Annotated in this window: 25 protein-coding genes; 10 read left to right on the top strand and 15 right to left on the bottom strand. The window is 72.3% G+C overall.

Annotation, left to right across the window (positions count from 1 at the left end; translation table 11 throughout):
* Positions 1 to 96 precede the first annotated feature (96 nt).
* On the bottom strand, positions 97 to 1,479 hold the full coding sequence (locus tag AC07A6_RS15180) for a glycine--tRNA ligase (RefSeq protein WP_362462034.1): 1,383 nt from the start codon (positions 1,477 to 1,479) through the stop codon (positions 97 to 99).
* 154 nt (positions 1,480 to 1,633) lie between these two features.
* Between AC07A6_RS15180 and AC07A6_RS15175 the strand changes: the two genes are divergently transcribed.
* The 4 genes from AC07A6_RS15175 to AC07A6_RS15160 are packed head-to-tail and all read left to right on the top strand — an operon-like array spanning position 1,634 to position 4,786.
* Positions 1,634 to 2,617 (top strand): metal ABC transporter substrate-binding protein, encoded by a 984-nt coding sequence (locus AC07A6_RS15175; protein WP_478777392.1) that lies wholly within the window; start codon positions 1,634 to 1,636, stop codon positions 2,615 to 2,617.
* 26 nt (positions 2,618 to 2,643) lie between these two features.
* Entirely contained in the window at positions 2,644 to 3,438 is a 795-nt protein-coding gene (locus tag AC07A6_RS15170) for a metal ABC transporter ATP-binding protein (RefSeq protein ID WP_386271780.1), read from the top strand.
* On the top strand, positions 3,438 to 4,304 hold the full coding sequence (locus AC07A6_RS15165) for a metal ABC transporter permease (RefSeq protein ID WP_362462025.1): 867 nt from the start codon (positions 3,438 to 3,440) through the stop codon (positions 4,302 to 4,304). The genes AC07A6_RS15170 and AC07A6_RS15165 overlap by 1 nt, the downstream gene beginning before the upstream one ends.
* Before the next feature lie 53 nt (positions 4,305 to 4,357).
* Positions 4,358 to 4,786, top strand: coding sequence for a Fur family transcriptional regulator (locus AC07A6_RS15160; protein ID WP_007263971.1), 429 nt, complete (start codon positions 4,358 to 4,360; stop codon positions 4,784 to 4,786).
* A gap of 57 nt (positions 4,787 to 4,843) precedes the next feature.
* Here the strand turns inward: AC07A6_RS15160 and AC07A6_RS15155 are convergent, their stop codons facing one another.
* The 5 genes from AC07A6_RS15155 to AC07A6_RS15135 all read right to left on the bottom strand — a co-directional run bounded on the left by AC07A6_RS15155 (position 4,844) and on the right by AC07A6_RS15135 (position 9,852).
* On the bottom strand, positions 4,844 to 5,368 hold the full coding sequence (locus AC07A6_RS15155; protein ID WP_478777391.1) for a YcxB family protein: 525 nt from the start codon (positions 5,366 to 5,368) through the stop codon (positions 4,844 to 4,846).
* Positions 5,369 to 5,391: 23 nt separating this feature from the next.
* A complete protein-coding gene (locus AC07A6_RS15150) occupies positions 5,392 to 6,213 on the bottom strand; it encodes an isoprenyl transferase (protein WP_362462019.1) in 822 nt (273 codons plus the stop codon).
* A gap of 11 nt (positions 6,214 to 6,224) precedes the next feature.
* Positions 6,225 to 6,971, bottom strand: a complete 747-nt coding sequence (gene recO, locus AC07A6_RS15145) for a DNA repair protein RecO (RefSeq protein ID WP_385771248.1) — start codon at positions 6,969 to 6,971, stop codon at positions 6,225 to 6,227.
* 82 nt (positions 6,972 to 7,053) lie between these two features.
* Entirely contained in the window at positions 7,054 to 8,607 is a 1,554-nt protein-coding gene (locus AC07A6_RS15140) for a nucleobase:cation symporter-2 family protein (RefSeq protein ID WP_478777390.1), read from the bottom strand.
* 549 nt (positions 8,608 to 9,156) lie between these two features.
* Positions 9,157 to 9,852 (bottom strand): TerB family tellurite resistance protein, encoded by a 696-nt coding sequence (locus AC07A6_RS15135; RefSeq protein ID WP_125816466.1) that lies wholly within the window; start codon positions 9,850 to 9,852, stop codon positions 9,157 to 9,159.
* A gap of 157 nt (positions 9,853 to 10,009) precedes the next feature.
* Here AC07A6_RS15135 and AC07A6_RS15130 point away from each other — a divergent pair, with 157 nt between their 5' ends.
* The gene (locus tag AC07A6_RS15130; RefSeq protein WP_478777389.1) at positions 10,010 to 10,768 is read left to right on the top strand and encodes an SDR family NAD(P)-dependent oxidoreductase; all 759 of its coding nucleotides are present in this window, start codon (positions 10,010 to 10,012) and stop codon (positions 10,766 to 10,768) included.
* A 64-nt stretch (positions 10,769 to 10,832) separates the two neighbouring features.
* On the opposite strand, the gene leuA is transcribed toward AC07A6_RS15130, so the two are convergent.
* A complete protein-coding gene (gene leuA / locus AC07A6_RS15125) occupies positions 10,833 to 12,596 on the bottom strand; it encodes a 2-isopropylmalate synthase (RefSeq protein WP_362462007.1) in 1,764 nt (587 codons plus the stop codon).
* Positions 12,597 to 12,961: 365 nt separating this feature from the next.
* On the opposite strand from leuA, the gene AC07A6_RS15120 reads away from it, so the two are divergent.
* The 4 genes from AC07A6_RS15120 (at position 12,962) to AC07A6_RS15105 (ending at position 16,011) form a co-directional block, all read left to right on the top strand.
* Complete coding sequence (locus AC07A6_RS15120) at positions 12,962 to 14,038, top strand: M4 family metallopeptidase (RefSeq protein WP_362462004.1); 1,077 nt, start codon at positions 12,962 to 12,964, stop codon at positions 14,036 to 14,038.
* A 33-nt stretch (positions 14,039 to 14,071) separates the two neighbouring features.
* Positions 14,072 to 14,344: a protealysin inhibitor emfourin gene (locus AC07A6_RS15115; protein WP_125816462.1), complete on the top strand. Its 273-nt coding sequence runs from the start codon at positions 14,072 to 14,074 to the stop codon at positions 14,342 to 14,344.
* Between the two features lie 62 nt (positions 14,345 to 14,406).
* A complete protein-coding gene (locus AC07A6_RS15110) occupies positions 14,407 to 15,216 on the top strand; it encodes a GNAT family N-acetyltransferase (RefSeq protein ID WP_478777388.1) in 810 nt (269 codons plus the stop codon).
* Between the two features lie 123 nt (positions 15,217 to 15,339).
* Positions 15,340 to 16,011 (top strand): class I SAM-dependent methyltransferase, encoded by a 672-nt coding sequence (locus AC07A6_RS15105; RefSeq protein WP_478777387.1) that lies wholly within the window; start codon positions 15,340 to 15,342, stop codon positions 16,009 to 16,011.
* Between the two features lie 3 nt (positions 16,012 to 16,014).
* Here AC07A6_RS15105 and era read toward each other — a convergent pair whose 3' ends face one another.
* From era to AC07A6_RS15090, 3 genes are all read right to left on the bottom strand, one after another.
* Complete coding sequence (gene era, locus AC07A6_RS15100; protein WP_007263983.1) at positions 16,015 to 16,965, bottom strand: GTPase Era; 951 nt, start codon at positions 16,963 to 16,965, stop codon at positions 16,015 to 16,017.
* Between the two features lie 116 nt (positions 16,966 to 17,081).
* Positions 17,082 to 18,116, bottom strand: coding sequence for a hypothetical protein (locus tag AC07A6_RS15095; RefSeq protein WP_478777386.1), 1,035 nt, complete (start codon positions 18,114 to 18,116; stop codon positions 17,082 to 17,084).
* A 53-nt stretch (positions 18,117 to 18,169) separates the two neighbouring features.
* Positions 18,170 to 19,198 carry a GlxA family transcriptional regulator gene (locus AC07A6_RS15090; protein ID WP_478777385.1) on the bottom strand — a complete coding sequence of 343 codons (1,029 nt, stop codon included), beginning with the start codon at positions 19,196 to 19,198 and terminating at the stop codon, positions 18,170 to 18,172.
* Between the two features lie 71 nt (positions 19,199 to 19,269).
* Here AC07A6_RS15090 and AC07A6_RS15085 point away from each other — a divergent pair, with 71 nt between their 5' ends.
* Positions 19,270 to 20,619, top strand: a complete 1,350-nt coding sequence (locus AC07A6_RS15085) for an MFS transporter (RefSeq protein ID WP_478777384.1) — start codon at positions 19,270 to 19,272, stop codon at positions 20,617 to 20,619.
* Here AC07A6_RS15085 and AC07A6_RS15080 read toward each other — a convergent pair.
* The 5 genes from AC07A6_RS15080 to ybeY form a co-directional block, all read right to left on the bottom strand.
* Complete coding sequence (locus tag AC07A6_RS15080; protein WP_478777383.1) at positions 20,600 to 21,628, bottom strand: phosphotransferase family protein; 1,029 nt, start codon at positions 21,626 to 21,628, stop codon at positions 20,600 to 20,602. The genes AC07A6_RS15085 and AC07A6_RS15080 overlap by 20 nt on opposite strands.
* Before the next feature lie 248 nt (positions 21,629 to 21,876).
* Positions 21,877 to 22,254, bottom strand: coding sequence for a cytidine deaminase (locus AC07A6_RS15075; RefSeq protein ID WP_478777382.1), 378 nt, complete (start codon positions 22,252 to 22,254; stop codon positions 21,877 to 21,879).
* Between the two features lie 190 nt (positions 22,255 to 22,444).
* On the bottom strand, positions 22,445 to 22,798 hold the full coding sequence (locus AC07A6_RS15070) for an MmcQ/YjbR family DNA-binding protein (RefSeq protein WP_362461981.1): 354 nt from the start codon (positions 22,796 to 22,798) through the stop codon (positions 22,445 to 22,447).
* Complete coding sequence (locus AC07A6_RS15065) at positions 22,795 to 24,102, bottom strand: hemolysin family protein (RefSeq protein WP_362461978.1); 1,308 nt, start codon at positions 24,100 to 24,102, stop codon at positions 22,795 to 22,797. Before AC07A6_RS15065 ends, AC07A6_RS15070 begins: the two co-directional genes overlap by 4 nt.
* Positions 24,099 to 24,596, bottom strand: coding sequence for an rRNA maturation RNase YbeY (gene ybeY, locus AC07A6_RS15060; protein WP_478777381.1), 498 nt, complete (start codon positions 24,594 to 24,596; stop codon positions 24,099 to 24,101). The genes AC07A6_RS15065 and ybeY overlap by 4 nt, the downstream gene beginning before the upstream one ends.

Below are 24,596 nucleotides of genomic sequence, written 5' to 3'. Positions count from 1 at the left end.
GGATCTCTTCTTTCCTCCCCGCGAAGGGAAAACAAAAAAACCCGGTTCCCCGGGTCCCCCCCCCCCCCCCCCCCCCACCGGTCTTCCGAGCGGGAACTAGCAGCCGAGCAGACGGCTGCCGAGGTAGCTCTGGATCTGGTCCAGGGAGACGCGCTCCTGCTTCATGGTGTCGCGCTCGCGCACGGTCACCGCGTTGTCGTCGAGGGTGTCGAAGTCGACGGTGACGCAGAACGGCGTACCGATCTCGTCCTGACGGCGGTAGCGGCGGCCGATGGCGCCCGCGTCGTCGAACTCGATGTTCCAGTTCTTGCGCAGGTCGGCGGCGAGGCCCTTGGCCTTCGGCGACAGGTTGGCGTTGCGCGAGAGCGGGAGGACGGCGACCTTGACCGGCGCGAGGCGCGGGTCGAAGCGCATGACCGTGCGCTTCTCCATGGCGCCCTTGGCGTTGGGGGCCTCGTCCTCGACGTACGCGTCGAGCATGAAGGCGAGCATGGCGCGGTTGACGCCGGCCGCCGGCTCGATGACGTACGGGGTGTACTTCTCCTGGGCCTCCTGGTCGTAGTAGACCAGGTCCTGACCGGAGGCCGCGGAGTGCGCCTTCAGGTCGTAGTCGGTGCGGTTGGCCACGCCCTCCAGCTCGGAGAACTCGCTGCCGCCGAAGTTGAAGCGGTACTCGATGTCAGCGGTGCGCTTCGAGTAGTGGGACAGCTTCTCCGCCGGGTGGTCGTACCAGCGCATGTTCTCCTCGCGGAGACCCAGGCCGCGGTACCAGTTCCACCGCTCCTGCATCCAGTATTCCTGCCACTGGTCGTCCTCGCCCGGCTTGACGAAGAACTCCATCTCCATCTGCTCGAACTCGCGGGTGCGGAAGATGAAGTTGCCGGGCGTGATCTCGTTGCGGAAGGACTTGCCCATCTGCGCGATACCGAACGGGGGCTTCTTGCGCGACGAGGTCTGCACCATGGCGAAGTTGGTGAAGATGCCCTGGGCGGTCTCGGGGCGCAGGTACGCCTTCGAGCCGGTGTCCTGGGTCGGGCCGAGGTGGGTCTCCAGCATGCCGGAGAACTGCTTCGGCTCGGTGAACTGGCCCTTCACACCGCAGTGCGGGCAGTTGATGTCGGCCAGGCCGTTCTCGGGGAGGCGGCCGTGCTTGGCCTCGTACGCCTCTTCCAGGTGGTCGGCGCGCTGGCGCTTGTGACAGGAGGTGCACTCGGTCAGCGGGTCGGAGAACGTGGCGACGTGGCCCGAGGCCACCCAGACCTCGGGGGCCAGGATCACGGAGGAGTCGAGGCCGACGACGTCCTCACGCCCGGTGACCATGGCCTTCCACCACTGGCGCTTGATGTTCTCCTTGAGCTCGACACCGAGCGGGCCGTAGTCCCAGGCAGCCCTGGAGCCGCCGTAGATGTCACTGCACGGGTAAACGAAGCCACGGCGCTTGCTCAGGCTGACGATGGTTTCGATCTTGTCGGCGGCCACGGTGCTCTCTTCATTACGAGGACGAACGCGAATGCCTCAGGTTACCGGCGCCCGCACCCCCCCTTTCAAATCGGGTATGCCCTTCCGCGGCCCCGGCTACCCCTCCCACCAGGCTTTTTGACAACGGTTTCCATCTTTGATGAAAATGGATGTCATGAACGTACGACGCCTGATACCCACCACCGCCCTCGCCGCCGCCGTCGCCCTGGGCGCGACGGCCCTCACCGCCTGCTCCGGCACGGCCGGCGCGGCCGGCACCGCGGACGGAAAGCTGCACGTCACGGCGTCGTTCTACCCCCTGCAGTTCCTCGCCGAGCAGATAGGCGGGGACCACGTGAAGGTCGACACCCTGACCAAGCCGGGCGTCGAACCGCACGACCTGGAGATCACCCCGAAGCAGACCGGGCAGCTCTCCGAGTCGGACGTGGTCCTCTACCTCAAGTCGCTCCAGCCCGCCGTGGACAAGGCCGTCGCCCAGTCCGGCGTGAAGAACATCGTGGACGCGGCCACGCTCACCAAGCTCGAGAAGCACGGCACCTCCGGCGAGGAGGACCACGACCACGCCGCCGAGGGCCACGACGACGACCACGGCCACGAGCACTCCCACGGCGAGGCCGGCGAGGACCCGCACGTCTGGCTCGACCCCGTCAAGTACGCGGAGATCGCCAAGGGGTTCGGCGCCGCCCTGGAGAAGGCCGACCCCGGCCACGCGGCGGACTACAAGAAGAACACCGCCGACCTCGTCGCCAAACTGGGCGCGCTGGACACCGAGTTCAAGGACGGCCTGAAGAACACGGCCTCCAGGACCTTCATCACCACCCACTCCGCCTTCGGCTACCTCGCCGAGCGCTACGGCCTCGACCAGGAGGGGATCTCCGGCGTCGACCCCGAGTCCGAGCCCAGCCCGGCCCGGATGAAGGACCTCCAGGCCATCGCGAAGAAGGACAATGTGACGACCGTGTTCTTCGAGACCCTGGCCAGCGACAAGACGGCCAAGACCCTCGCCCGGGACACCGGCCTGCAGACGGACGTCCTCGACCCGCTCGAGGGCATCACCGACACGTCCCAGGGCGCCGACTACTTCGAGGTCATGCGGTCCAACCTGAAGAACCTCCAGAAGGCACTCGGAACCAAGTGATGACAGCAGCAACGGAGGCGCGAGCCATGCAGTCAACGCCCCGGCCGGCGGAAGACGACCGGCCCGTCATATCCCTGCGCGGGGCCACGGCCTCGCTCGGCTCGCGCCCCGTGCTGCGCGGGGTCGACCTCACCGTCCGCCGCGGCGAGGTCGTCGCCCTGCTCGGCGCCAACGGCTCCGGCAAGTCCACGGCCGTCCGCGCCGTCGTCGGCCAGGTCCCCCTCACCGACGGCGCCCTGACCCTCTTCGGCACCGACTTCAAACGCTTCCGCCAGTGGTCGCGCATCGGGTACGTCCCCCAGCGCACCACCGCCGCCAGCGGCGTCCCGGCCACCGTCCGGGAGGTCGTCTCCTCCGGCCGCCTCGCCCGCTCCCGCTTCGGGATCCTGCGCAAGGCCGACAAGGCCGCCGTCGAGCGGGCCCTGGCCCTGGTCGACATGGACGGCTACGCCGACGCCTCGGTCAACGCCCTCTCCGGCGGGCAGCACCAGCGCGTGCTGATCGCCCGGGCCCTCGCCGTCGAACCCGAACTGCTGATCATGGACGAGCCGATGGCCGGCGTGGACCTGGCCAACCAGGAGGTCCTCGCGAACGCCCTGCGCGAGCAGGTCGCCGCCGGGACCACCGTCCTCCTCGTCCTGCACGAGCTGGGCCCGCTGGAACCCCTGATCGGCCGCGCCGTCGTGCTGCGCGACGGCTGCGTCGTCCACGACGGCCCGCCGCCGGAGGCCGTCGGGCAGCACGCCCTGCCCGGCCACGACCACGTACACCCCCACGCGGCGCACGACGCCGAGCCCCTGCGGACGGGACTGCTGAGCTGATGGACCTCCTGCACTACGCCTTCATGCAGCGCGCGCTGATCGCCGCCGCGCTGGTCGGCATCACCGCACCCGCGATCGGCACGTACCTCGTCCAGCGCCGCCAGGCCGTCATGGGCGACGGCATCGGCCACGTCGCCATGACCGGCGTCGCCCTCGGCTTCCTGCTCAACACCAGCCCCGTCTGGATGGCCACCCTGGTCGCCGTCGCCGGCGCGGTCGGCATGGAGCTGATCCGCTCCCGCGGCAAGACCAGCGGCGACATCGCGCTCGCCATGCTCTTCTACGGCGGCCTGGCCGGCGGCGTCATGATCATCAACCTGGCGCCCGGCGGCTCCACCGCCAACCTCAGCAGCTACCTCTTCGGCTCGATCACCACCGTCTCGGCCGAGGACATCACCGCCGTGGTGATCCTCGCCGCCTTCGTCATCGCCGTCACCCTCGGCCTTCGCCGCCAGCTCTTCGCGATCAGCCAGGACGAGGAGTTCGCCCGCGTGACCGGCCTGCCGGTACGGGCGCTGAACCTGCTGATGGCCGTCACCGCCGCCGTCACCGTCACCGTGGCCATGCGCATCGTGGGCCTGCTGCTGGTCAGCGCCATGATGGTGATCCCCGTCGCCGCCGCCCAGCGGGTCACCCGCGGCTTCGCCGCGACCCTGTCGCTGGCCATGGCGATCGGCGTGGTGGTCTCCCTGAGCGGCACCGCCGCCACGTACTACATCGACGCGCCGTCCGGCGCCACGATCGTGCTGCTCGCGATCGCGGTCTTCGTCGTCACGACGGCCCTGTCCACGCCCATGGCCAGGCGCCGCGCCAAGGCCGCCCGCGCCGCCCAGGAGGTCTGCGTCCAGGACGACGTGAAGGTCTAGGGGCCGCGCGGCCGCCTGGCACAATGGCGGCAGGCCGAAACGAGGAGGAACCGGTGGCGACTGCGCCTGGCGAGACGGGTACCGCGCCAGTACGAGGGCGATCCACCCGGCAGCGGGCAGCCGTGGCGGCGGCGCTGGACGAGGTGGACGAGTTCCGCAGCGCCCAGGAGCTGCACGACATGCTCAAGCACCGCGGTGATTCCGTGGGCCTGACCACCGTCTACCGCACGCTTCAGTCCCTGGCGGACGCGGGCGAGGTCGACGTGCTGCGCACCAGCGACGGCGAGTCCGTGTACCGGCGCTGCTCCACCGGCGAGCACCACCACCACCTGGTCTGCCGCAAGTGCGGCAAGGCCGTCGAGGTGGAGGGCCCGGCCGTGGAGAAGTGGGCGGAGTCGATCGCGGCGGAGCACGGCTACGTGAACGTGGCGCACACCGTGGAGATCTTCGGCACCTGCGCCGACTGCGCGGCCGCCGGCTAGACCGAAAAGGTCGGATTCCGGTCGGCGACCGATCGGAATCCGGCCGATCTCGCCGGCTCAGGCGCGCGGCAGCTTCCGGGCGCAGAGCTCCCTGATCCGGTCGAGGTCCTCGGGGACGAGCGCGGCCCGCTTGGGGATCGAGGCCAGGGCCCCGTCCGCGCAGACGAACACGAACAGGTTCCGGGTCTCCGCCCATGCCCGGTGGTCCTCCCACGGGGCGTCCTCCACCGTCCCGTCGGGCCGGTGCGTCCTGAACCCCCGCCCGTCGATCACGCACCGGTACTCGGGGTGGACCGCGACCGACCGGTACATCCGTCGCGCGAGCCGCCATCCGCCGAACAGCAGGACGCCGGCACCGGCCAGCACGGACACCGCGCCGGCGAGGGCCAGCTCGGGCGGCCCCATCGGCCGGTCCTCCCGGATCACGATGAACGCGAACCCCGCGAGCGGGAACAGCAGCAGGTAGAGCAGCAGCTCCTTGCGGCCGCCCGGCGCCGTCACCGCGCGCCAGCGCAGCATCTCCCGGATGTCCCGGCGCTCCACGCAGTAGTGCAGCTCCACCGCCCGGTCAGTCATGTCCATGGCGGCGGAGCCTAGCGGAGGGTTCAGTTCCCGGTGCCCTCGGGCTGGTTCGGGACCGCGCCGCCGAAGCGCCGGTCGCGCTGCGCGTACTCCAGGCAGGCGTCCCAGAGGTTGCGGCGGTCGAAGTCCGGCCACAGCACGTCCTGGAAGACCATCTCGGCGTACGCGCTCTGCCAGATCAGGTAGTTGGAGGTGCGCTGCTCGCCGCTGGGGCGCAGGAACAGGTCCACGTCCGGCATGTCCGGGTAGTAGATGTACTTGGCGAAGGTCTTCTCGTTGACCTTCGACGGGTCCAGCTTGCCGGCGGCCACGTCGCGGGCGATGGCCTGCGCCGCGTCCGCGATCTCGGCGCGGCCGCCGTAGTTGACGCAGAAGTACAGGGTCATGGCGTCGTTGTCGACGGTCTGCTCCTGCGCGATCTGGAGCTCCTGGACGACGGACTTCCACATCTTCGGCATCCGGCCGACCCAGCGGATCCGGATGCCGAGCTCGTTCATCTCGTCGCGGCGGCGCCGGATGACGTCGCGGTTGAAGTTCATGAGGAAGCGGACCTCGTCCGGCGTGCGCTTCCAGTTCTCCGTCGAGAAGGCGTAGAGGGAGAGGTTCTTGACGCCCATCTCCAGGCAGCCCTTGAGCACGTCGAGGACGACGCCCTCGCCGACCTTGTGGCCCTCGGTGCGCGGCAGGCCGCGCTCCTTGGCCCAGCGGCCGTTGCCGTCCATGACGATGGCCACGTGGTTCGGGACCAGTTCGCCGGGGATCTTCGGCGGGCGCGCACCGGACGGGTGCGGCTCGGGAACCTTGTACTCGCGGCGAGAGCGTCCCAGAATCCCGCGTCGTGCCATGTGCCCAGCTCCTATTTCTCGACGTATCGGAGGGAGCGTAGCCCGCGCTCCAGATGCCAGTGCAAATAGGCCGAGACCAGCCCGCTGCCCTCCCGCGCGTGGCGGGCCTCGCAGGCGTCCGCGTGCTTCCAGTCGCCCGTCAGCAGGGCACTGAGCAGGGCGATGGCCTCCGACGAGGGTACGACGGAGCCCGGCACCCGGCAGTCGCCGCATATGACCCCGCCGGCGGCGACGGAGAAGTGCCGGTTGGGGCCGTGGATCCCGCACTTCGCGCAGTCCTCGAAGCTGGGGGCGTAGCCGTTGACGGCGAGGGAGCGCAGCAGGAAGGCGTCGAGGATCAGGTGCGGCTCGTGCTCGCCCCGGGAGAGCGTGCGCAGGGCTCCGACCAGCAGCAGGTACTGCTGTACGGCGGGCTCGCCCTCGTTCTCGGTGAAGCGCTCGGCGGTCTCCAGCATGGCCGTGCCCGCGGTGTAGCGGGCGTAGTCGGTGGCGATGCCGTTGCCGTAGGGGGCGATGATCTCGGTCTGGGTGCACAGCGGCAGGCTGCGGCCGATCAGCTCGCTGCCGCGGGCGAAGAACTGCACGTCGGCGTGGGAGAAAGGTTCCAGCCCGGCGCCGAACTTGGACTTGGTGCGCCGTACGCCGCGGGCGACGGCCCGGACGCGGCCGTGGCCGCGGGTGAGGAGCGTGATGATGCGGTCCGCCTCACCCAGCTTCTGGGTGCGCAGCACGATGCCGTCGTCGCGGAACAGACTCATGGCCCCATTGTCCCCCGGGCGCGGACAGCGCTGACCCCCGCCCGGACCGTGTCCGGGCGGGGGTCGGCACCCCTTGGGAGGATCAGCAGGCGGGCGTACCCGCGTCGTCGGCCTTCTCGGCCGACTTCTCGGCCGTCTTCACGGCCGACTTCTCGGCGGCCTTCTCGGCGGCCTTCTCGGCGCCGGCCGGGGCGGCCGCCGGCTGGGCGGGCACCGCGACCTCGGCCTTGGCCTCGGCCACCACATCGGCGGGGGCCTTGGCGGCGGTCTGGGCGTCGTCCTTGGCCAGGCCGTTGAAGATCAGGTTGAGGACGATCGCGGCCGTGGCACCGAGGGTGACACCGCTGTCGAGCAGCGAGGCGACGTCCGGGCTGACGTGCTTGTCGAAGAAGAGCGGGGCGGTGTCGGGGAAGAGCGCGAGGGCGATCGAGACGCCGACGATCAGCGCGTTCTTCTCCTCCTTGAGGTCCACCTTGGCGAGGGTCTGGATGCCGGCCAGGGCGACCATGCCGAACATCACGGTGGCGGCGCCGCCGAGGACGCCCGGCGGGACGGAGGCGACGATCGCGGCGGCCTTCGGGATGAGACCGAGGACGATCATGAACACGCCGGCGGCCACGACCACGAAGCGGCTCTTGACCTTGGTCATGCGGACCAGGCCGACGTTCTCGGCGAAGGCGACGTACGGGAAGGAGTTCAGGACGCCGCCGAGGGCGGTCGCGGCACCGTCGGCGCGCAGGGCGCGGGCCACGGTCTCGCTGTCGACCTCCTTGCCGACGATGTCGCCGACCGCGTAGGTGTCACCGGTGGTCTCGACCATGGTGATCAGCATGACGATCAGCATGAGGAAGATCGGGAACCATTCGAACTTCGGGGCGCCGAAGTGGAAGGGCGTGGTGACGCCGAGCCAGTCGGACTGGCCGACGTTGCCGAACTTGGCGTCGCCGAGCGCGAAGGCCGCGGCGGTGCCGCCGACCAGGCCGAGCAGGATGCTGATGCTGCGCAGGAAGGGCCCGCCGAACTTCATCAGGACCAGGATGAAGAGCATCGTGCCGCCGGCGTACGCCAGCTGCGTCGGCACACCGCCGTCGGCGAGGGTGGGGACGCCGCCGACCGCGTCCCGGAGGCCGACCGGGATCAGGACGATGCCGAGGACGGTGATCACCGAGCCGGTGACCACGGGCGGGAAGAGCCGCATGACCGCCCGGAACGCGTTGGCGGGCAGCCAGGCGAAGGCGAAGGTGGCGATACCGGCGGTGATGACCGCGCCGTAGATGACCAGCAGCGCGGCGGTGCCGCCGCCGGCGCCGAGGCCGATGGCGATCATCGGGGACACGGCGGTGAAGGTGACGCCCTGGATCAGCGGCAGTCGCGCGCCGATCCTGCCGATGCCGAAGGCCTGGATGATCGAGGCGATACCGCAGGTGAAGAGGTCCGCGTTGATCAGGTAGACCAGCTGTTCAGGGCTCAGCTTGAGTGCGCTGCCCACGATGATCGGGACGATCACCGCGCCGGCGTAGAAGGCGAGTACGTGCTGGAAGCCGTACAGCGCGAGCTTGGGGAGGGGGAGCACCTCGTCGACCGGGTGCGTGCTCTGCTCTCCGCTTGCGGAAAGCCGGGCGGCGACACGTGCCATCTCTGCCTTGCCCTTCAAGGTAGGTAACTGAGAGGAATCTGGTTGTCCCTGGCCGGAGTGGGTCGCTAACCCGTTGATCCGCCGGGGTTGTCAGTGGAAACACGCGAATCTCGTCGTCGTGTGACCGGAATTGAACGCCTGTGGAAGTGCTCACAGATATCGTCGACTTCGACAAAGTGTTGACGTTTCGGGACGTTCGATCTGGAGGTTCCTCCAGTGGCGGACGCCCGCGCGGAGGAGTATGGGGCGACCGGCCCCGAACGCCTCGTTCCCGCTGCACACCTGCGAAGTTCCCGGTCCTGACAGGCGATTACCGGGTTCACAAGTCTTCGGTCACGCAAATCAGAGGGTCTAATTCCGGCCGTCCGAAATGCGGAAATCTTGTACGGAAGTAGGGACTCCACCTCTTTCACGGGAAAAACTACCGGTCGGTTCACCCCCGCGAGGCCGGATCGTTACCTCCCGGAACTCCGCATGCCGGAATTCCGCCCGGAAAACGCCCGGGCCCGGCGGAAATCCGCCGGGCCCGGACCCTCGTACGTGCTCCTCCTACGGTGCGCGGACCGCCGACAGCAGCCCGGCGACCTCGTCCGCGGTCATCCGCAGCGCCGCGCCGACGGTGGCCAGCACCTCGCGCTCGGCCGGGATGTAGGGCCCGTCCGCGAGCGCGATCCGGGCGCCCTGGAGCAGGATCGACTCCCGCCCCGGCCCCGCCAGGTGCGGGGCGAGCGGCTCCAGCGCCTCGTGGAGCTCGATCGACAGCGCGGCCCCGCAGCACTCGGGGCCGTCGTACAGCCCCAGCCGGCCCTCGTCGGTGGCCAGCGCGTCCACGAGGGACTCCAGCTGCTCCGCGGTGCAGTCCTGGAACCCGGCGGCCCGTACGGCCGACACGGCGGCCTCCAGCGCGCTGCGCGAGGCGGTCCCGCCCGCCGCGAGCACGGCCAGCGCCACGGTGTGCTGGGCGTCGCGCAGCAGGGCCGAGAAGCGGGTGGTGGTCAGGTGGTCCAGCACGTCGGTGTCGAAGCGCTGCCGGCAGCCCTGGCACTCGACGACCGGCCCGGCCTGACCGCGCGGCAGCAGCGGCACGCCGAGCACGGTGAAGCGCCGGCGCCCGGTGCGCCTGCGGTAGTTGCGGTCACCGCCGCAGTCGGGGCAGAAGAACTCCCCGTCTCCCACGGTGTTCCAGGTGGTGCGGATGCCCCAGACGGTCAGCTTCCGGCCGTCCCCACCCCGAACTGGCAGCACGTCGCACCTCCATAACCTTCCGGCGGCACCGCCGGGTTGGCGTGATGTTAGCCACATCGGTGAGGCTGCGTCAGTCGTGCGACAAGACAACATCTCGCGGGGGCGGGAGTTGGCCGAAGTGCGCCCCCGCCGCTCCGCTTTCCCTACCCTCTGCGGCATGAACGAGAAGTCCTGTCTGGTGACCGGAGCCGCGAGCGGCATCGGCCGGGCCACGGCCCTGCTGCTGGCCCGCTCCGGGGCCCGGGTGACCGCGTCCGACGTCAACGGCCCCGGCCTGGAGTCCCTGCGCGCGCTGCTCGCCGGGGAGGGGCACGGGATCACGACCGTGACCGGTGACGTGTCCGATCCCGGGGCCAACCACTCGATGGTCGCGGCGGCCGTCGCCGCGTACGGGCGGCTCGACGTCGCCGTGGCGAACGCCGGGGTGCTCCCCCTTTCGGACGTACGCGAGACCACCCCCGAGGACTGGGACCACGTCATGGCGGTCGACGGCCGGGGCATGTTCCTGACCTGCAAGTACGCCATCGAGGCGATGACCGCGCAGCGGCCGGCCGGCGGGGCGCTGGTCTGCGTGTCCTCGATCTCGGGGGTGGCCGGGCAGGCCCGCCAGGCCGCGTACGGGCCGGCGAAGTTCGTGGCCTCGGGGCTGACCAAGCACCTGGCGGTGGAGTGGGCGGCGCACGGGATCCGCGTCAACGCGGTGGCGCCCGGAACCATCCGCACGGAGCGGGTGCTGGCGCTGGACGACGAGCCGGGCGGCCCGGAGTACCTCGCGGAGGTCGCGGCGGCCCACCCGATGGGCCGGCTCGGCGAGCCGGAGGAGGTGGCCCGCGTCATCGCCTTCCTGGCCTCCGACGCGGCCTCCTTCGTGACCGGTGCGGTCCTTCCCGTGGACGGCGGCTACCTGGCCCGCTGAACGGCCCCGGGAACGACGCGGCCCCGCCCCTCCGGCGGGAGGGGCGGGGCCGCGTACGGGTGGACTAGCGGCCCGCGCGGTTGACGGCGGAGATGACCGCCTTCAGGGAGGCGCGGGTGGTGTTGGCGTCGATGCCGATGCCCCACAGGACCCGGCCGTCGATCGCGCACTCGATGTACGAGGCGGCCACGGCGGAGGCGCCCTCGCTCATCGTGTGCTCGGTGTAGTCCAGCAGGCGGGCGTCGACGCCGATGCCGGCCAGCGCGTCGAAGAAGGCCGAGATCGGACCGTTGCCGGTGCCGTTCAGGACCGTCTCGACGCCGTCCACGACGGCCTCGACGGTCAGCGTGTCGGTGCCGTCCTTGTCGGTGGCGGTCGAGCCGGAGCGCAGCTGGATGCGGCCCCACGGGTTCTCGGGGTTGGGCAGGTACTCGTCCGAGAAGACGTCCCAGATCGCCTTCGGCGTGACCTCGCCGCCCTCGGCGTCGGTCTTGGCCTGGATGATCCGCGAGAACTCGATCTGCATGCGGCGCGGCAGGTCCAGCTTGTGGTCGTTCTTCAGGACGTACGCGATGCCGCCCTTGCCGGACTGCGAGTTGACCCGGATGACCGCCTCGTAGGAGCGGCCGACGTCCTTGGGGTCGATCGGCAGGTACGGGACCGCCCACTCGATGTCGTCCACGGTCTTGCCCTGGGCGGCCGCGTCGGCCTCCATGGCGTCGAAGCCCTTCTTGATGGCGTCCTGGTGGGAGCCGGAGAAGGCGGTGTAGACCAGGTCGCCCGCGTAGGGGTGGCGCGGGTGGACCTCCATCTGGTTGCAGTACTCGCTGGTGCGGCGGATCTCGTCGATCTGGGAGAAGTCGATCTGCGGGTCGATGCCCTGCGAGAACAGGTTCATGCCCAGGGTGATCAGGTCGACGTTGCCGGTGCGCTCGCCCTGCCCGAACAGGCAGCCCTCGATGCGGTCGGCGCCGGCCATCAGGGCCAGCTCGGCGGCGGCGACGGCGGTGCCGCGGTCGTTGTGCGGGTGCACGGAGATGCAGACGTGCTCGCGGCGGGTCAGGTTGCGGGCCATCCACTCGAAGCGGTCCGCGTGGGTGGACGGCGTCGAGCGCTCCACGGTGGCGGGCAGGTTCAGGATGATCTCGCGGCCCTCGCCCGGCTGCCAGACGTCGCAGACGGCCTCGCAGACCTCCAGGGCGAAGTCCAGCTCGGTGTCGGTGAAGATCTCCGGGCTGTACTGGTAGCCGAAGACGGTCTCGGGGCCCAGCAGCTTCTCGGCGTACTCCATGACCAGGCGGGTGCCGTCGACGGCGATCTGCTTGATCTGCTCCTTGGAGCCGCGGAAGACGACCCGGCGGAAGGTCGGGGCGGTCGCGTTGTACAGGTGCACGGTGGCGCGCTTGGCGCCGACCAGCGACTCGACGGTCCGCTCGATCAGGTCCTCGCGGGCCTGGGTCAGTACGGAGATGGTGACGTCGTCCGGGATCGCGCCCTCTTCGATGATGGAGCGCACGAAGGCGAAGTCGGTCTCACCGGAGGACGGGAAGCCGACCTCGATCTCCTTGTAGCCCATGCGCACCAGCAGGTCGAACATCTCGCGCTTGCGGGCGGGGGTCATCGGGTCGATCAGCGACTGGTTGCCGTCGCGCAGGTCGGTGGAGAGCCAGCGGGGAGCCTTGGTGATGCGGGCGTCCGGCCAGGTGCGGTCGGGGATGTCCACCTGCTCGTACTCGCCGTACTTGTGGATCGGCATCCCGGAGGGCTTCTGGGTGTGGGTCGCGTTCGTGATGGGCGTGGGGCGACCGACAAAAGTGTGCTGGCTCATGGCGTTGGGCTCCTCGCGTGTCCGCGTGTAGTTCGCTGAACGGCCGACGGCGGTCGTAAAAACCGCAACACCAAACTCCGCGGGGAGGGGGCCGGCCTACGACTACAGACCCTCGCCGCGGCAGCTAAGGAGAAGCAGCCCGAAACGCATGATGGGCCGAGCCTAACCGAGCCGCGCCGTATCGCGAGGACCTGTTTCAGTATGCAAGACCCGGGTGCCCGATTTGCACCCTTTGTGAGCTATGACTCCTTCTACGGGTCCAGGTCAGGGTGATCCGTCAACACGGCGCGTCAGGTTTGAGACAACCGAATGAATCATGGTCGCCGGTAGTGACAGCGTCATGACCCACTGCCACATTGCCGTGCATGGATGCCTTCATTTCCCCTGTCCACACCCCCCACCGCCCCGTCTTCTGCACCGTCGTGCCGCCGCACCTGCTCCGCAAGGCCGCCCAGTCCGCGGACAGCGCGCGGGCCGAAGCCGCCCTGCGCACCCTCGAACACGACAGCGGCCTGCGCGAGCGGCGGCAGGTCAACGCCCTCAGGGGGATCGTCCCGTCCCTGGCCGACGCGCCCGCCGAAGGGCCCGCCCGGACGGTGTACGACGCCCAGCACCGCACCCGGCTGCCCGGGAAGAAGGTCCGCGCGGAGGGCTCCGAACCGGTCAAGGACGCCACCGTCAACCGCGCCTACGCCGGCCTCGGCGCGACCTACGAACTGTTCCTCAAGGCCTTCGGACGGCACTCCATCGACGACTCCGGGCTGCCGCTGGACGCGACCGTCCACTACGGCCAGGACTACAACAACGCCTTCTGGGACGGCCGCCAGATGGTCTTCGGCGACGGCGACGGCGACCTGTTCCTCGACTTCACGGTGTCGGTGGACGTCATCGGGCACGAGCTGGCCCACGGCGTCACCCAGTACACGGCCAACCTCGACTACCACGGCCAGTCCGGGGCGCTCAACGAGTCCATGTCGGACGTCTTCGGCTCGCTGATCAAGCAGTACTCCCTGGACCAGACCGCCGACCAGGCGGACTGGCTGATCGGCGCCGGACTGCTGGGTCCGAACGTCACCGGGGTCGCGCTGCGCTCCATGAAGGCACCGGGCACCGCGTACGACGACGACGAGCTCGGCAAGGACCCGCAGCCCGCGACCATGGACGACTACGTGAACACCTCGCGCGACAACGGCGGCGTCCACATCAACTCCGGGATCCCCAACCACGCCTTCTACATCGCGGCCACCGAGCTCGGCGGCAAGGCCTGGGAGCGGGCCGGGCGGATCTGGTACGACACGCTGACCGGCGGACAGCTGGGCGAGAAGGCCTCCTTCAAGGACTTCGCCCGGCTGTCGACGGCCGCGGCCGTCGCCCGGTACGGCGAGGGCGGCGCGGAGCACCAGGCCCTCCAGAAGGCCTGGTCGGCCGTCGGCCTGGCCTAGGCCGTGGCGCCCTCCTCGGGTAGAAGGGGCACCATGCGGATCGAAGTGGTGCGGACGGGCGGTTTCGCGGGGATCGAGCGCCGGGCCGAGGTGGACACCTCGGGCCGGCCCGACGAGGAGGAGTGGCAGGCGCTGGCCCTGCTGGCGCTGCGCCCGGACCCCCGGGCCGGCCAGGGGCCGGGCGGGGTCCGGGACGGCTTCTCGTACCGGATCACGGTGGACGGGCGGACGGTGTCCTGCCAGGACCCCCACCTGTCGGACGCCCAGCGCAGCCTGGTCTCCCGGGTGCTCAAGGAGGGCGCGTAGCGGGCACCCCCGGCCCGGGAAAGGGGATGCCCCGGTCGTGGTGGTCCTGCTTGGATGACCGGATGACTGAAACGATCTTGGCCGCCCTGGAGCAGTACTACGACGCCGTCCCCCGCCGGGGCGGTGCGCGGGGCGAGGACTTCGGGCCGCTGACCCTGTTCGTGCAGGAGGGACAGGGCTGGCAGTACTACGCGCGGCCCGCGCTCGGCGGCGCCGACGCGACCGCCGCCGACGTGCTCAAGGTGCTGGAGAGGCAGCGGGAGCTGAAGGTACCGGAGTCCTTCGAGTGGGTGGCCGAAACCACCCCCTCGCTGCGGGCCGCCGTGGAGGCCGCCGGGCTGCACGTGCACGCCCACCCCCTGATGGCACTGGACGCCGGCGCCGAGCCGCTCCCGCCGCACCCCGAGGTCCGGCTGCTCGGCGCCGACGACCCGCTGCTGCGGGCCGCCGTGACCGTACCGGCGCTGGCCTTCCGCGAGCCGGGCACGGCCCTGGGCACGGCGGGCCCGGCGGAGCTGGCGGCGGCCGTCGCGGACCCGGGGTCCGAGGAACACCGGGCCCGCGTGTCGGCGATGCTCGCGGACGGCCGCACCGCGATGGCCGCGGCCGTGCGCGACGGGCAGGTGCTCTGCGCCGGCCAGTACAACCCGGTCGGCGACGTCGCCGAGGTCGTCGGCGTCGGCACCCTGCCCACCGCCCGGCGCCAGGGGCTGGCCCTCGGGGTGACGGCCGCCCTGGTCGCCGAGGCCCGCGCCCGGGGCGCCCGTACGGTCTTCCTGTCGGCCGGGGACGAGGACGTGGCCCGGATCTACGCCCGCGCCGGGTTCCGGCGGGTGGGCACGGCCCTGATCGCGGAGCCGGCGGCGGGCTGAACCCGGGCAGGGTTTGCCGGTTCGGCAACGGAAGTTGCCCGGGCGGTGGCCGCGGCGCAGCATCGGCCGTACCGGCAGACCCTCCCCCGGCCACCACCGGGGGACCCATGGAAGAGGCCCCGCATGTCCCGGCACCAGCACCACCAGCACCACCAGCACCAGGAGCAGCACCCCGACGGCGCGAGCGAGGGCTGGTGGGACGCCCGCTACCGCGAGAGCGACCGCATCTGGAGCGGCAGGGCCAACGAGGTCCTGGTCCGCGAGGCGTCCGGCCTCACCCCCGGCAGCGCCCTCGACCTCGGCTGCGGCGAGGGCGCCGACGCCGTGTGGCTGGCCCGGCAGGGCTGGCGGGTCACCGGCACCGACATCTCCGGGGTGGCCCTCGCGCGGGCGGCCGGGCACGCCGCCGACGCGGGGCTCGGCAACCGCGTCGACTGGCAGCGGCACGACCTGGCCGAGTCCTTCCCCGACGGGGAGTTCGACCTGGTCTCCGCGTGCTTCCTGCACTCGTACGGGGACTTCCCGCGCGAGCGGATCCTGCGCACGGCCGCCTCCGCCGTGGCACCCGGCGGGATCCTGCTCATCGCCGGGCACGCGGGCGGGCCGTCCTGGGACCCGGACGCGCACGCGGACATCCGCTTCCCGATCCCGGACGAGGTGCTCGCGGACCTGGAGCTGCCGGAGGGCGCCTGGGAGGTGCTGCTCTCGGCCGAGCACGAGCAGGCCCTGACGGCCCCCGACGGCCGGCCGGGGACCCGCCGGGACAACGCGCTGAAGCTGCGGCGCGTCGCCTGACGGCTAGAAGCCGAGCTTGCGCAGCTGCTTGGGGTCGCGCTGCCAGTCCTTGGCGACCTTCACGTGCAGGTCGAGGAAGACCGGCGTGCCGAGCAGCGCCTCGATGTGCTTGCGCGACTTCATGCCGACCTCCTTCAGGCGCGAGCCCTTCGGGCCGATGATGATGCCCTTCTGGCTGGGGCGCTCGATGTAGACGTTGGCGTGGATGTCCAGCAGCGGCCGGTCCGCGGGCCGGTTCTCGCGCGGGATCATCTCCTCGACGACGACCGCGATGGAGTGCGGCAGCTCGTCGCGCACGCCCTCCAGGGCGGCCTCGCGGATCAGCTCCGCGACCATCACCATCTCGGGCTCGTCGGTGAGGTCGCCCTCCGGGTACAGCGGCGGGCTCTCGGGCAGCAGCGGTGCGATCAGGTCGGCCAGCAGCTGCACCTGGGTGTCGCCGACCGCCGAGACGGGGACGATCTCGGCCCACTCGATGCCGAGCTCGGCGCCGAGCTGGTGAATGGCGAGGAGCTGCTCGGCCAGCTGCTTGGACTCGACCAGGTCGGTCTTGGTGACGATGGCGATCTTGGGGGTCTTCTTGATCCCCGCGAGCTCCTTGGCGATGAACTTGTCGCCGGGGCCGAGCTTCTGGTCGGCGGGCAGGCAGAAGCCGATGACGTCGACCTCGGCCCAGGTGGTGCGCACCACGTCGTTGAGGCGCTCGCCGAGGAGCGTGCGCGGCTTGTGCAGACCGGGGGTGTCGACCAGCACCAGCTGCGCGTCCGGGCGGTGCACGATGCCGCGGACGGTGTGGCGGGTGGTCTGCGGCCGGTTGGAGGTGATCGCGACCTTGGTGCCCACGAGCGCGTTGGTCAGGGTCGACTTGCCCGCGTTGGGGCGGCCGACGAAGCAGGCGAAGCCCGCGCGGTGCGGGGCGGTGGGCTCGGGGGAACGATCGCTCATACGGGCCATTCTCCCCGATGCGGCCCCCCGCGCCGACCAGACCACCGCCGACGGGCCCCGAGGCCGCCCCTGCCCCGGCCGCCGCGGCCCGCCCCGGGCCGTGGGGGTGGCTCCCGCCAAGCGCGTCAAAGGGGGGCCAGCGTCAGGGTGAGGAGCGCCCGGTAGGTGCCCGGCGGGGTGTACGCGGGGAGCGTGAGGGTGAGCGCGGCGTCGACGGTGGCGGTTCCGGCCGCACCCGTGGCCAGGACGGCACCCTCCGGGCCCGCCTGCCCCGCAGGACCCGCGGCGCAGCCGCCCCGGCAGGACGGGGTCCAGGACGGCACGGCCCCGGGGGCGCTGGCCGCGTCCCGGCCCGTGAAGCCGGTGAGCGTCGCCGTCAGCTTCCACCGCCCGCCGCCGATCCGGGTGTCCTTGACGGTGACCGTGCCGATCCGCCCGGGTGCCGCGCCGCCGCCCCCGTACGCGACCGCCCCCAGGGTCACCGCAGCCCCCGCCTGGGTCAGCGTCAGCGCGCCCGGATCGGGGGCGGAGACCGCGTACGGCGCCGGGGCCGAGCCCCGTGGCGGCGACCAGGCCGGGCCCTCGTACGCCAGCACTCCCGTCGTGGCCCGGTCCGTGACGGGCAGCTCCACCGCCACCGCCCCGCGCCCGTCCGCGGTGGCCTGCGCCCGGTCGGCCGTCGGGGCGGCGGCCGCACGGCCCTCCACGGTCACGGCCGCGCCGGGGGTGAAGCCGGCTCCGGTGACGCGGACCCGGGCGCCGGGCTTGCCGCCGGCCGCTCCGAGGGTGACGCGGCGCAGGTTCATGAGCGGCGGCGGGGCTCCGGGGGGCGCGCACGCCCCGTACCCGGCCTCCGGCGCGGGCGGCGTCACCGGCTCCGCGCCGCGACCGGACGCCCCGTCCCCGACCTCCGGCGCGAAGGCGACCCCGCCCGGCACAGTCGGAGTCACCGTGGCCGGGCCGACGCCCCTCGGCTCCCCGCCGGAGGCGGACGCCCCGCCCCCGGCCGCCGCCGCTCCCTCCGCGGCAGCGGACGGGCACCGCCCCGGCCGCGCCCCCTCCTCGGCCGCCGCCGGTGTGCCCAGCGCGGCCGCCGCGAGCAGCGCCGTACCGGCGGCCGCCGACCATCTCCTGCTCCTGCTGCGCGCGCGTGTCCGCACCTGCCCGCCCCCTCCCCGACAGGGGGTCATTCACGAGCGGGCGGCCGGAGAAGTCAATGCGCGGACCCGGCATCGACTGATGGCCCATCAGAAGATGGCGTGGTCTCCGTCGCCCGGAAGGTGCGCCGGTAGGCCGTCGGGCTGACCCCCAGCGCCGCCTGCACGTGCTTGCGCAGCGACTGCGCCGTCCCGAAGCCCGCCTGCCGCGCCACCGCCTCGACCGGCAGCTCGGTCCGCTCCAGCAGCTGCCGGGCCCGCTCCACCCGCTGCCCGGTGATCCACTCCCCCGGGCTCACCCCGCACTCCTCACGGAACCGACGCGTGAAGGTCCGCACCGACATGGACTCCTGCCGGGCGAGGTCGCTCAGCAGCAGGGGCTCGTGCAGCCGGTCCAGCACCCAGGCCCGCGCGGCCGTGGTGCTGGCGTGCTGCGGCCCGGGCACGGGCCGCTGGACGAACTGGGCCTGTCCGCCCTCGCGGTGGGGCGGTACGACGGTCCTGCGGGCGGTGTCGTTGGCGACGGCCGCGCCGTGGTCGCGGCGCACGATGTGCAGGCACAGGTCAATGCCGGCGGCGACCCCGGCGGAGGTGAGCACGTCCCCGTCGTCGGTGTAGAGCACGTCGGCGTCGACCCGCACGGCCGGGAACATCCGCTGGAAGTGCTCGGCGTAGGCCCAGTGGGTGGTGGCCCGGCGGCCGTCCAGGTACCCGGCGGCGGCCAGGACGTAGCCGCCCGTGCAGATGGACACCATCCGGGTGCCGGGCCGGACGTGGGCGAGGGCCGCCGCCAGCCCGTCGGTCAGCCGGCCCTCGGAGTGCACCGGGCCCAGCTCGTGCGAGGCGGGGACCACGACGGTGTCGGCCGTCGCGAGCAGCTCGGGCCCGTGCTCGACGTACACCGTGAAGTCGGCGTCGGTGGGGACCGGGCCGGGGGCGAGCCCGCAGGTGAGGATCTCGTAGAGGTGCCGCCCCGCCGGATCCTTGGCCCGGCCGAAGATCCGGTGCGGGATGCCGAGCTCGAAGGGCAGCAGCCCGGCGAGGGCGAGGACGACGACACGGTGCGGCTTCTCGACGGTGGCCATGGCCCGATCGTATCGAAGCATGACAGTCAGGCCACTGTCGTACGGTGGCCCGCGGGCCGGAAGCTGTCGGCGTGACCCAGACAGCCCCGAGATCCTCCGCCTCCCCCGCCTCCCCCGCCTCCCCCGCCACCGGCACGCGCGCCCCGCGCGAGCCCGGCCGCGTCCACCGCGCCTGGTTCGCCGCCGCCGTGGCCTTCGTGACGATCATCGGCGCGGCCGCCTTCGCCTCCCTCCCCGGACTGCTCATCGAGCCGCTGCACGCGGAGTTCGACTGGTCGCGCGGCACGATCGGCTTCGCGGTCTCCGTCAACCTGGCGCTCTACGGGCTCACCGCGCCCTTCGCTGCCGCGCTGATGGACCGCTTCGGCATCCGCAAGGTCGTCGCGGTGGCCCTGACCGTGATCGCGGGCGGCTCGCTGGCCACGGTGTGGATGACGGCCGCCTGGCAGCTGGTGCTGTTCTGGGGCGTGCTCGTGGGCCTCGGCAGCGGTTCGATGGCGCTGGCCTTCGCGGCGACGGTGACCAACCGCTGGTTCACCGCCCGGCGCGGCCTGGTCACCGGCATCCTGACCGCGGCCGGCGCCTCCGGCCAGCTGATCTTCCTGCCGCTGCTGTCCTGGCTCGTGGAGAACCACGGCTGGCGCCCGGCCTCGGTCACGGTGGCGCTGGCGGCCCTCGCCGTCGTCCCCTTCGTCTGGCTGCTGCTGCGCGACCACCCGGCCGACGTGGGCCTCGCCCCGTACGGAGGCACGTACGGGCCCAAGCCCGCGCCCGTTCCGGGTGCGGCCCGCCGGGCCGTGACCGTGCTCTTCCGCGCGGCCCGCACCGGCCCGTTCTGGCTGCTGGCGGGCACCTTCGCGATCTGCGGGGCCTCGACCAACGGGCTGGTCCGCACCCACTTCACCCCGGCGGCGCACGACCACGGCATGCCGGTGACGGCCGCCGCCGGACTGCTCGCGGTGATCGGCGTGTTCGACGTGCTCGGCACCATCGCCTCCGGCTGGTTCACCGACCGCTTCGAGGCGCGCCGGCTGCTGGCCGTGTACTACGCCCTGCGCGGGGTGTCCCTGCTGTTCCTGCCGGTGCTGCTGGCGCCGAGCGTGCACCCGCCGATGGTGTTCTTCATCGTCTTCTACGGCCTGGACTGGGTCGCCACCGTCCCGCCGACCATCGCCCTGTGCCGCGAGCACTACGGAGAGGACAGCGCGGTCGTCTTCGGCTGGGTCCTGGCCTCGCACCAGGTGGGCGCGGCCCTGGTGGCGTTCCTCGGCGGGGTCGCCCGCGACGCCCTCGGCTCGTACGACCTGGTCTGGTACGCGGCGGGCGGCCTGTGCGCGGTGGCGGCGCTGATGGCGATGGTCATCCGCCGCCGGACGACCGGGCCCGCGCCGGCGGAGCCCGCTACAGCGGCGGCCGCGTGAGCAGTTCGCGCAGCCAGCGGGCGCGGTCGGCGTCACCGGCCTCCCCGGCGGCGCCGCCGTCCGCGTCGCGGGGGCCCGCGGGGAAGAAGCGGCCCCAGGCGGAGACCCGGCCGATCGCCGCGAGCCGCCAGGCCAGCCGGGCCGCGCGGCGCAGCTCCCCGGGGGTGCGCCCGTCGCCGGTCCACGGCTCCAGGTAGGCGTCGCGCAGCCGGGGCAGCACGTCGGGCCCGTACCGCCGGGCGGCGGCCCGGGCGGGGACCAGCAGGCTGCAGAAGGGGTGGGTGACGGAGGCGTCGCCCCAGTCGAAGAAGGTGTACCGGCCCGGCTCCGGGGCGAAGAGCTGCGCGTCGTGGAGGTCGGAGTGGTCGAGGGTGTCGCCGATGCCGGCCCCCGCGAGTTCCGCGCACCAGCCGGCGAAGCGGGGCCGCAGGGCGTGCAGGGCCCGGCGGTCGGTGTCGTCGAGGGCGGTGTTCTCCTCGACCATCCGGTCCAGGATCCCGGGCAGTGCGGCGGTACGGGCGCCGGGGACGCCGAGCGCCTCGATCTCGGGGGTGTGCGGGAGGAGGGAGCGCTGGAGTTCGGCGTACCGGCCGAGCACCGCCTCCCAGGCGCGCGGGCCGTCGCCCGCGCGGTCCTCGTCCAGGGCCTGCCGGAAGAGCGGGCCGCCGTCCGGCAGCAGGGCCCGGCCCCGGGCGGCGTCGACGGCCAGGGGCCGCAGCACGCTCCCGGGGGCCCAGTCGGCCAGGGCCCGGGTCAGTCCGGCCTCGAAGGCGCTGGCGGGCGGGTTGGCCTTGAACCAGACGGGGCCGCCGTCGCCGACGGAGAACCGGACCAGCACCGACCACGGCCGCAGCCGGACCTGCCGCTGCCCGCTCTCGCGCAGCCCGTGCGCGGCCAGGGCGGCGGCGGCCCAGTCGAGCGCCTCCGCACGCCAGTCGGACCGGTCCCACGGGGTCACGGCCCCGGGGAAGTCCCCGCGGTCCACGGTCTCGCGCGCGTCGGGCTGCATCGGCCCATCACACCACCGCGACGGCGGGCACCGCCATCGGATTCCGCCCCGCCCGGCCGGCGGCCCAGGCGCACCACCGGAGGCCGCGCCGGGCCGGAAGCGGCCGCGAACCGCCGGAGGCCGGGCTCAGGCTCTGGCCGGCCTGCCTGCCGGCGGGGGCGGTGCCCCGGTCGGGCGTACGGGGCCGCGCGCCGAACCGCCGCCCTCCCCCGGACCCGCCCCTCCGCGAAGCCGCCGGAGGCCCCGGCTCAGGCTCCGGCGGGGGTGGTGGACTTCAGGGTGCCGTCGGGGGCGGCGAGGAGGACCGGGGTGTCGGGGCCGCCCAGGTCGCGGACGGCCGCGCGGTCGGCTTCGGCGGGGGCGTCGGCCGCGCTGACGACGGCGGCGGCCTCCAGGGAGTTCGCGCCGCTGGCGACGGCCATGGCGACGGCCGTCTGGAGGGCGCTCAGCTTGAGCGAGTCGAGCTCCACGGTGCCGGCGACGTACGTCCGGCCGGTCTCGTCCCGTACGGCCGCCCCTTCCGGGACTCCGTTGCGGGCCCGCGCGCTGCGCGCCAGCGTGATGATCTTGCTGTCCTCGGGGTCGATCCCGTTGCCCACGGTGCTCTCGCTCATAGGCGAAAGCATAGGGAGCGCCCCGGCGCGGCCGTGCAACGACCCCGCCGGGGCGCTCACCCGCGCCCCCCGCCCCCCGCCGTTCCCCCGTGGAGCAGGACAAACCTAAGCGAAACGTAAGGGACTCCTGGGATCCAAAGGTCCCGTCCCCGCATGACCTTCGACCCTCATCCGTGCGGGACCATCCGCCCCGCACTCCCCGTCACGGCCGGTCGAGCCTCAGCCGCTCCGCCCGCGGCAGCCCCGCCACGACCAGGTCGTACGAGTCCTCCACCAGCTCCCGCACCAGCGCGTCCGGCAGCCCGCCCACCGTCACGGTGTTCCAGTGCCGCTTGTTCATGTGCCAGCCCGGCACGATCGCCGCATGCTCGGCCCGCAGCCGCACGGCCGCCTCCGGCTCGCACTTGAGGTTCACCTTCAGCGGCTCGGCGTCCAGCGCCGACAGGGCGAACATCTTGCCCAGCACCTTGAACACCGAGGTCTCCGGGGTGAAGGGGAACTCCTCCACCGCCGCGTTGAAGCCCAGGCAGAACGCGCGCAGCTCCGCGGGGGTCATTCCCCCTCCTCCCCTTCGGCCGCCGCGGCGGCCACCGGCTCCACCAGCACCGTCACGATCTTGTTCCGGCGTCCCGCCGGGGACTCCGCCGTCAGCCGCAGCGGACGCCCGTCCGGCAGGTCCACCACCGCCGAGGCGCCCGCGATCGGGACCCGGCCCAGCGCCTTGGCCAGCAGCCCGCCGACCGTCTCCACGTCCTCGTCGTCGAAGGCCTCCACCCCGAACAGCTCGCCGAGGTCGGTGATGTCCAGCCGCGCCGTGACCCGGTAGCAGTCCTGGCCCAGCTCCTCCACGGGCGGGATCTCCCGGTCGTACTCGTCGGTGATCTCGCCGACGATCTCCTCCAGGATGTCCTCGATGGTGACGATGCCGGCCGTGCCCCCGTACTCGTCGATCACGACGGCCACGTGGTTGCGGACGGACTGCATCTCGCGCAGCAGGTCCCCGGCGTTCTTGGTGTCGGGCACGAAGACCGCCGGCCGCATCACCGTCGAGACCAGGTCGCCCTCCGCCTCCCGGTTGATGTGCGTGCGGCGGACGAGGTCCTTCAGGTACACCATCCCGACGATGTCGTCCTCGTTCTCCCCGGTGACGGGGATCCGCGAGAAGCCGGACCGCAGCGCGAGCGTCGTCGCCTGCCGGATCGTCTTGTAGCGCTCGATGCAGACCAGGTCGGTGCGCGGCACCATCACCTCGCGCACGAGGGTGTCCCCCAGCTCGAAGACCTGGTGCACCATCCGGCGCTCGTCGTCCTCGATCAGCGATTCCTTCTCCGCGAGGTCCACCATCGCGCGCAGCTCGGCCTCGGAGGCGAAGGGCCCCTTGCGGAAGCCCTTCCCCGGCGTGAGCGCGTTGCCGATCAGGATCAGCAGCTGCGGAATGGGCCCCATCACCCGCGCCAGCGGCACGAGGACGTACGCGGCCGCCGTCGCGGTGTTCAGCGGGTGCTGGCGGCCGATCGTGCGGGGGGACACGCCCACCGCCACGAACGACACCAGCACCATCACGCCGATGGCGGTGAGCAGCGCCGTCCAGTTCTCGCCGAAAGCGTCGAGGCAGACGTACGTGACGAGCACGCCCGCCGCCATCTCGCAGGTCACCCGCACCAGCAGGGCCACGTTGACGTAGCGGGTGGGGTCGGCGGCGACCTGGGCGAGCTTCGCGCTGCCGCGCCGGCCCTCCCGTACGGCCTGCTCGGCACGGAAGCTGGAGACGCGGGCGATCCCGGACTCGGCGCACGCCGCGAACCAGGCCACCACGGTCAGCAGGACCGCCCCGGTGATCAGCTGGGCGGCGCCGGTCACGAGACGGTGGGGGCCGGGGAGGGGCCCGTGAAGCCGCGCTCGGCGCGCCAGCCGTCGACGATGGCCGCCTGGAGGCCGAACATCTCGGCCTTCTCGTCCGGCTCCTCGTGGTCGTAGCCGAGCAGGTGCAGCACCCCGTGGACGGTCAGGAGCTGGAGCTCCTCGTCCATGGAGTGCTGCGTCGGCGCCTCGTCGCCCTGCTTCTTGGCCACCTCGGGGCAGAGCACGATGTCGCCGAGGAGCCCCTGCGGGGGCTCCTCGTCGTCCTTCGCCGGCGGACGGAGCTCGTCCATCGGGAAGGACATGACGTCGGTCGGTCCGGGGAGGTCCATCCACTGGATGTGGAGCTGCTCCATGGCGTCCTCGTCGATGACGATGACGGAGAGCTCGGACAGCGGGTGGATCCGCATCCGGGTGAGCGCGTAGCGGGCGATGTCGAGGATCGCCTGCTCGTCGACCTCGGTTCCGGACTCGTTGTTGACGTCGATCGACAT

This window comes from Streptomyces sp. NPDC044002 (genome assembly GCF_056434525.1).
Note: the sequence above shows the minus strand (reverse complement) of the source record. Positions and strands in the feature narration are given on the sequence as shown.

Bases quoted from the DNA above. Each gene is read 5' to 3' on its own strand.
- era (WP_007263983.1), bottom strand. From the start codon at position 16,965: ATGGCCCGTATGAGCGATCGTTCCCCCGAGCCCACCGCCCCGCACCGC.
- AC07A6_RS15170 (WP_386271780.1), top strand. From the start codon at position 2,644: ATGCAGTCAACGCCCCGGCCGGCGGAAGACGACCGGCCCGTCATATCC.
- AC07A6_RS15075 (WP_478777382.1), bottom strand. From the start codon at position 22,254: ATGCTTTCGCCTATGAGCGAGAGCACCGTGGGCAACGGGATCGACCCC.
- AC07A6_RS15140 (WP_478777390.1), bottom strand. From the start codon at position 8,607: ATGGCACGTGTCGCCGCCCGGCTTTCCGCAAGCGGAGAGCAGAGCACG.
- AC07A6_RS15130 (WP_478777389.1), top strand. From the start codon at position 10,010: ATGAACGAGAAGTCCTGTCTGGTGACCGGAGCCGCGAGCGGCATCGGC.
- AC07A6_RS15110 (WP_478777388.1), top strand. From the start codon at position 14,407: ATGACTGAAACGATCTTGGCCGCCCTGGAGCAGTACTACGACGCCGTC.
- AC07A6_RS15080 (WP_478777383.1), bottom strand. From the start codon at position 21,628: ATGCAGCCCGACGCGCGCGAGACCGTGGACCGCGGGGACTTCCCCGGG.
- AC07A6_RS15070 (WP_362461981.1), bottom strand. From the start codon at position 22,798: ATGACCCCCGCGGAGCTGCGCGCGTTCTGCCTGGGCTTCAACGCGGCG.
- AC07A6_RS15120 (WP_362462004.1), top strand. From the start codon at position 12,962: ATGGATGCCTTCATTTCCCCTGTCCACACCCCCCACCGCCCCGTCTTC.
- AC07A6_RS15090 (WP_478777385.1), bottom strand. From the start codon at position 19,198: ATGGCCACCGTCGAGAAGCCGCACCGTGTCGTCGTCCTCGCCCTCGCC.
- AC07A6_RS15150 (WP_362462019.1), bottom strand. From the start codon at position 6,213: ATGGCACGACGCGGGATTCTGGGACGCTCTCGCCGCGAGTACAAGGTT.
- recO (WP_385771248.1), bottom strand. From the start codon at position 6,971: ATGAGTCTGTTCCGCGACGACGGCATCGTGCTGCGCACCCAGAAGCTG.
- ybeY (WP_478777381.1), bottom strand. From the start codon at position 24,596: ATGTCGATCGACGTCAACAACGAGTCCGGAACCGAGGTCGACGAGCAG.
- leuA (WP_362462007.1), bottom strand. From the start codon at position 12,596: ATGAGCCAGCACACTTTTGTCGGTCGCCCCACGCCCATCACGAACGCG.
- AC07A6_RS15175 (WP_478777392.1), top strand. From the start codon at position 1,634: ATGAACGTACGACGCCTGATACCCACCACCGCCCTCGCCGCCGCCGTC.
- AC07A6_RS15165 (WP_362462025.1), top strand. From the start codon at position 3,438: ATGGACCTCCTGCACTACGCCTTCATGCAGCGCGCGCTGATCGCCGCC.
- AC07A6_RS15155 (WP_478777391.1), bottom strand. From the start codon at position 5,368: ATGGACATGACTGACCGGGCGGTGGAGCTGCACTACTGCGTGGAGCGC.
- AC07A6_RS15115 (WP_125816462.1), top strand. From the start codon at position 14,072: ATGCGGATCGAAGTGGTGCGGACGGGCGGTTTCGCGGGGATCGAGCGC.
- AC07A6_RS15105 (WP_478777387.1), top strand. From the start codon at position 15,340: ATGTCCCGGCACCAGCACCACCAGCACCACCAGCACCAGGAGCAGCAC.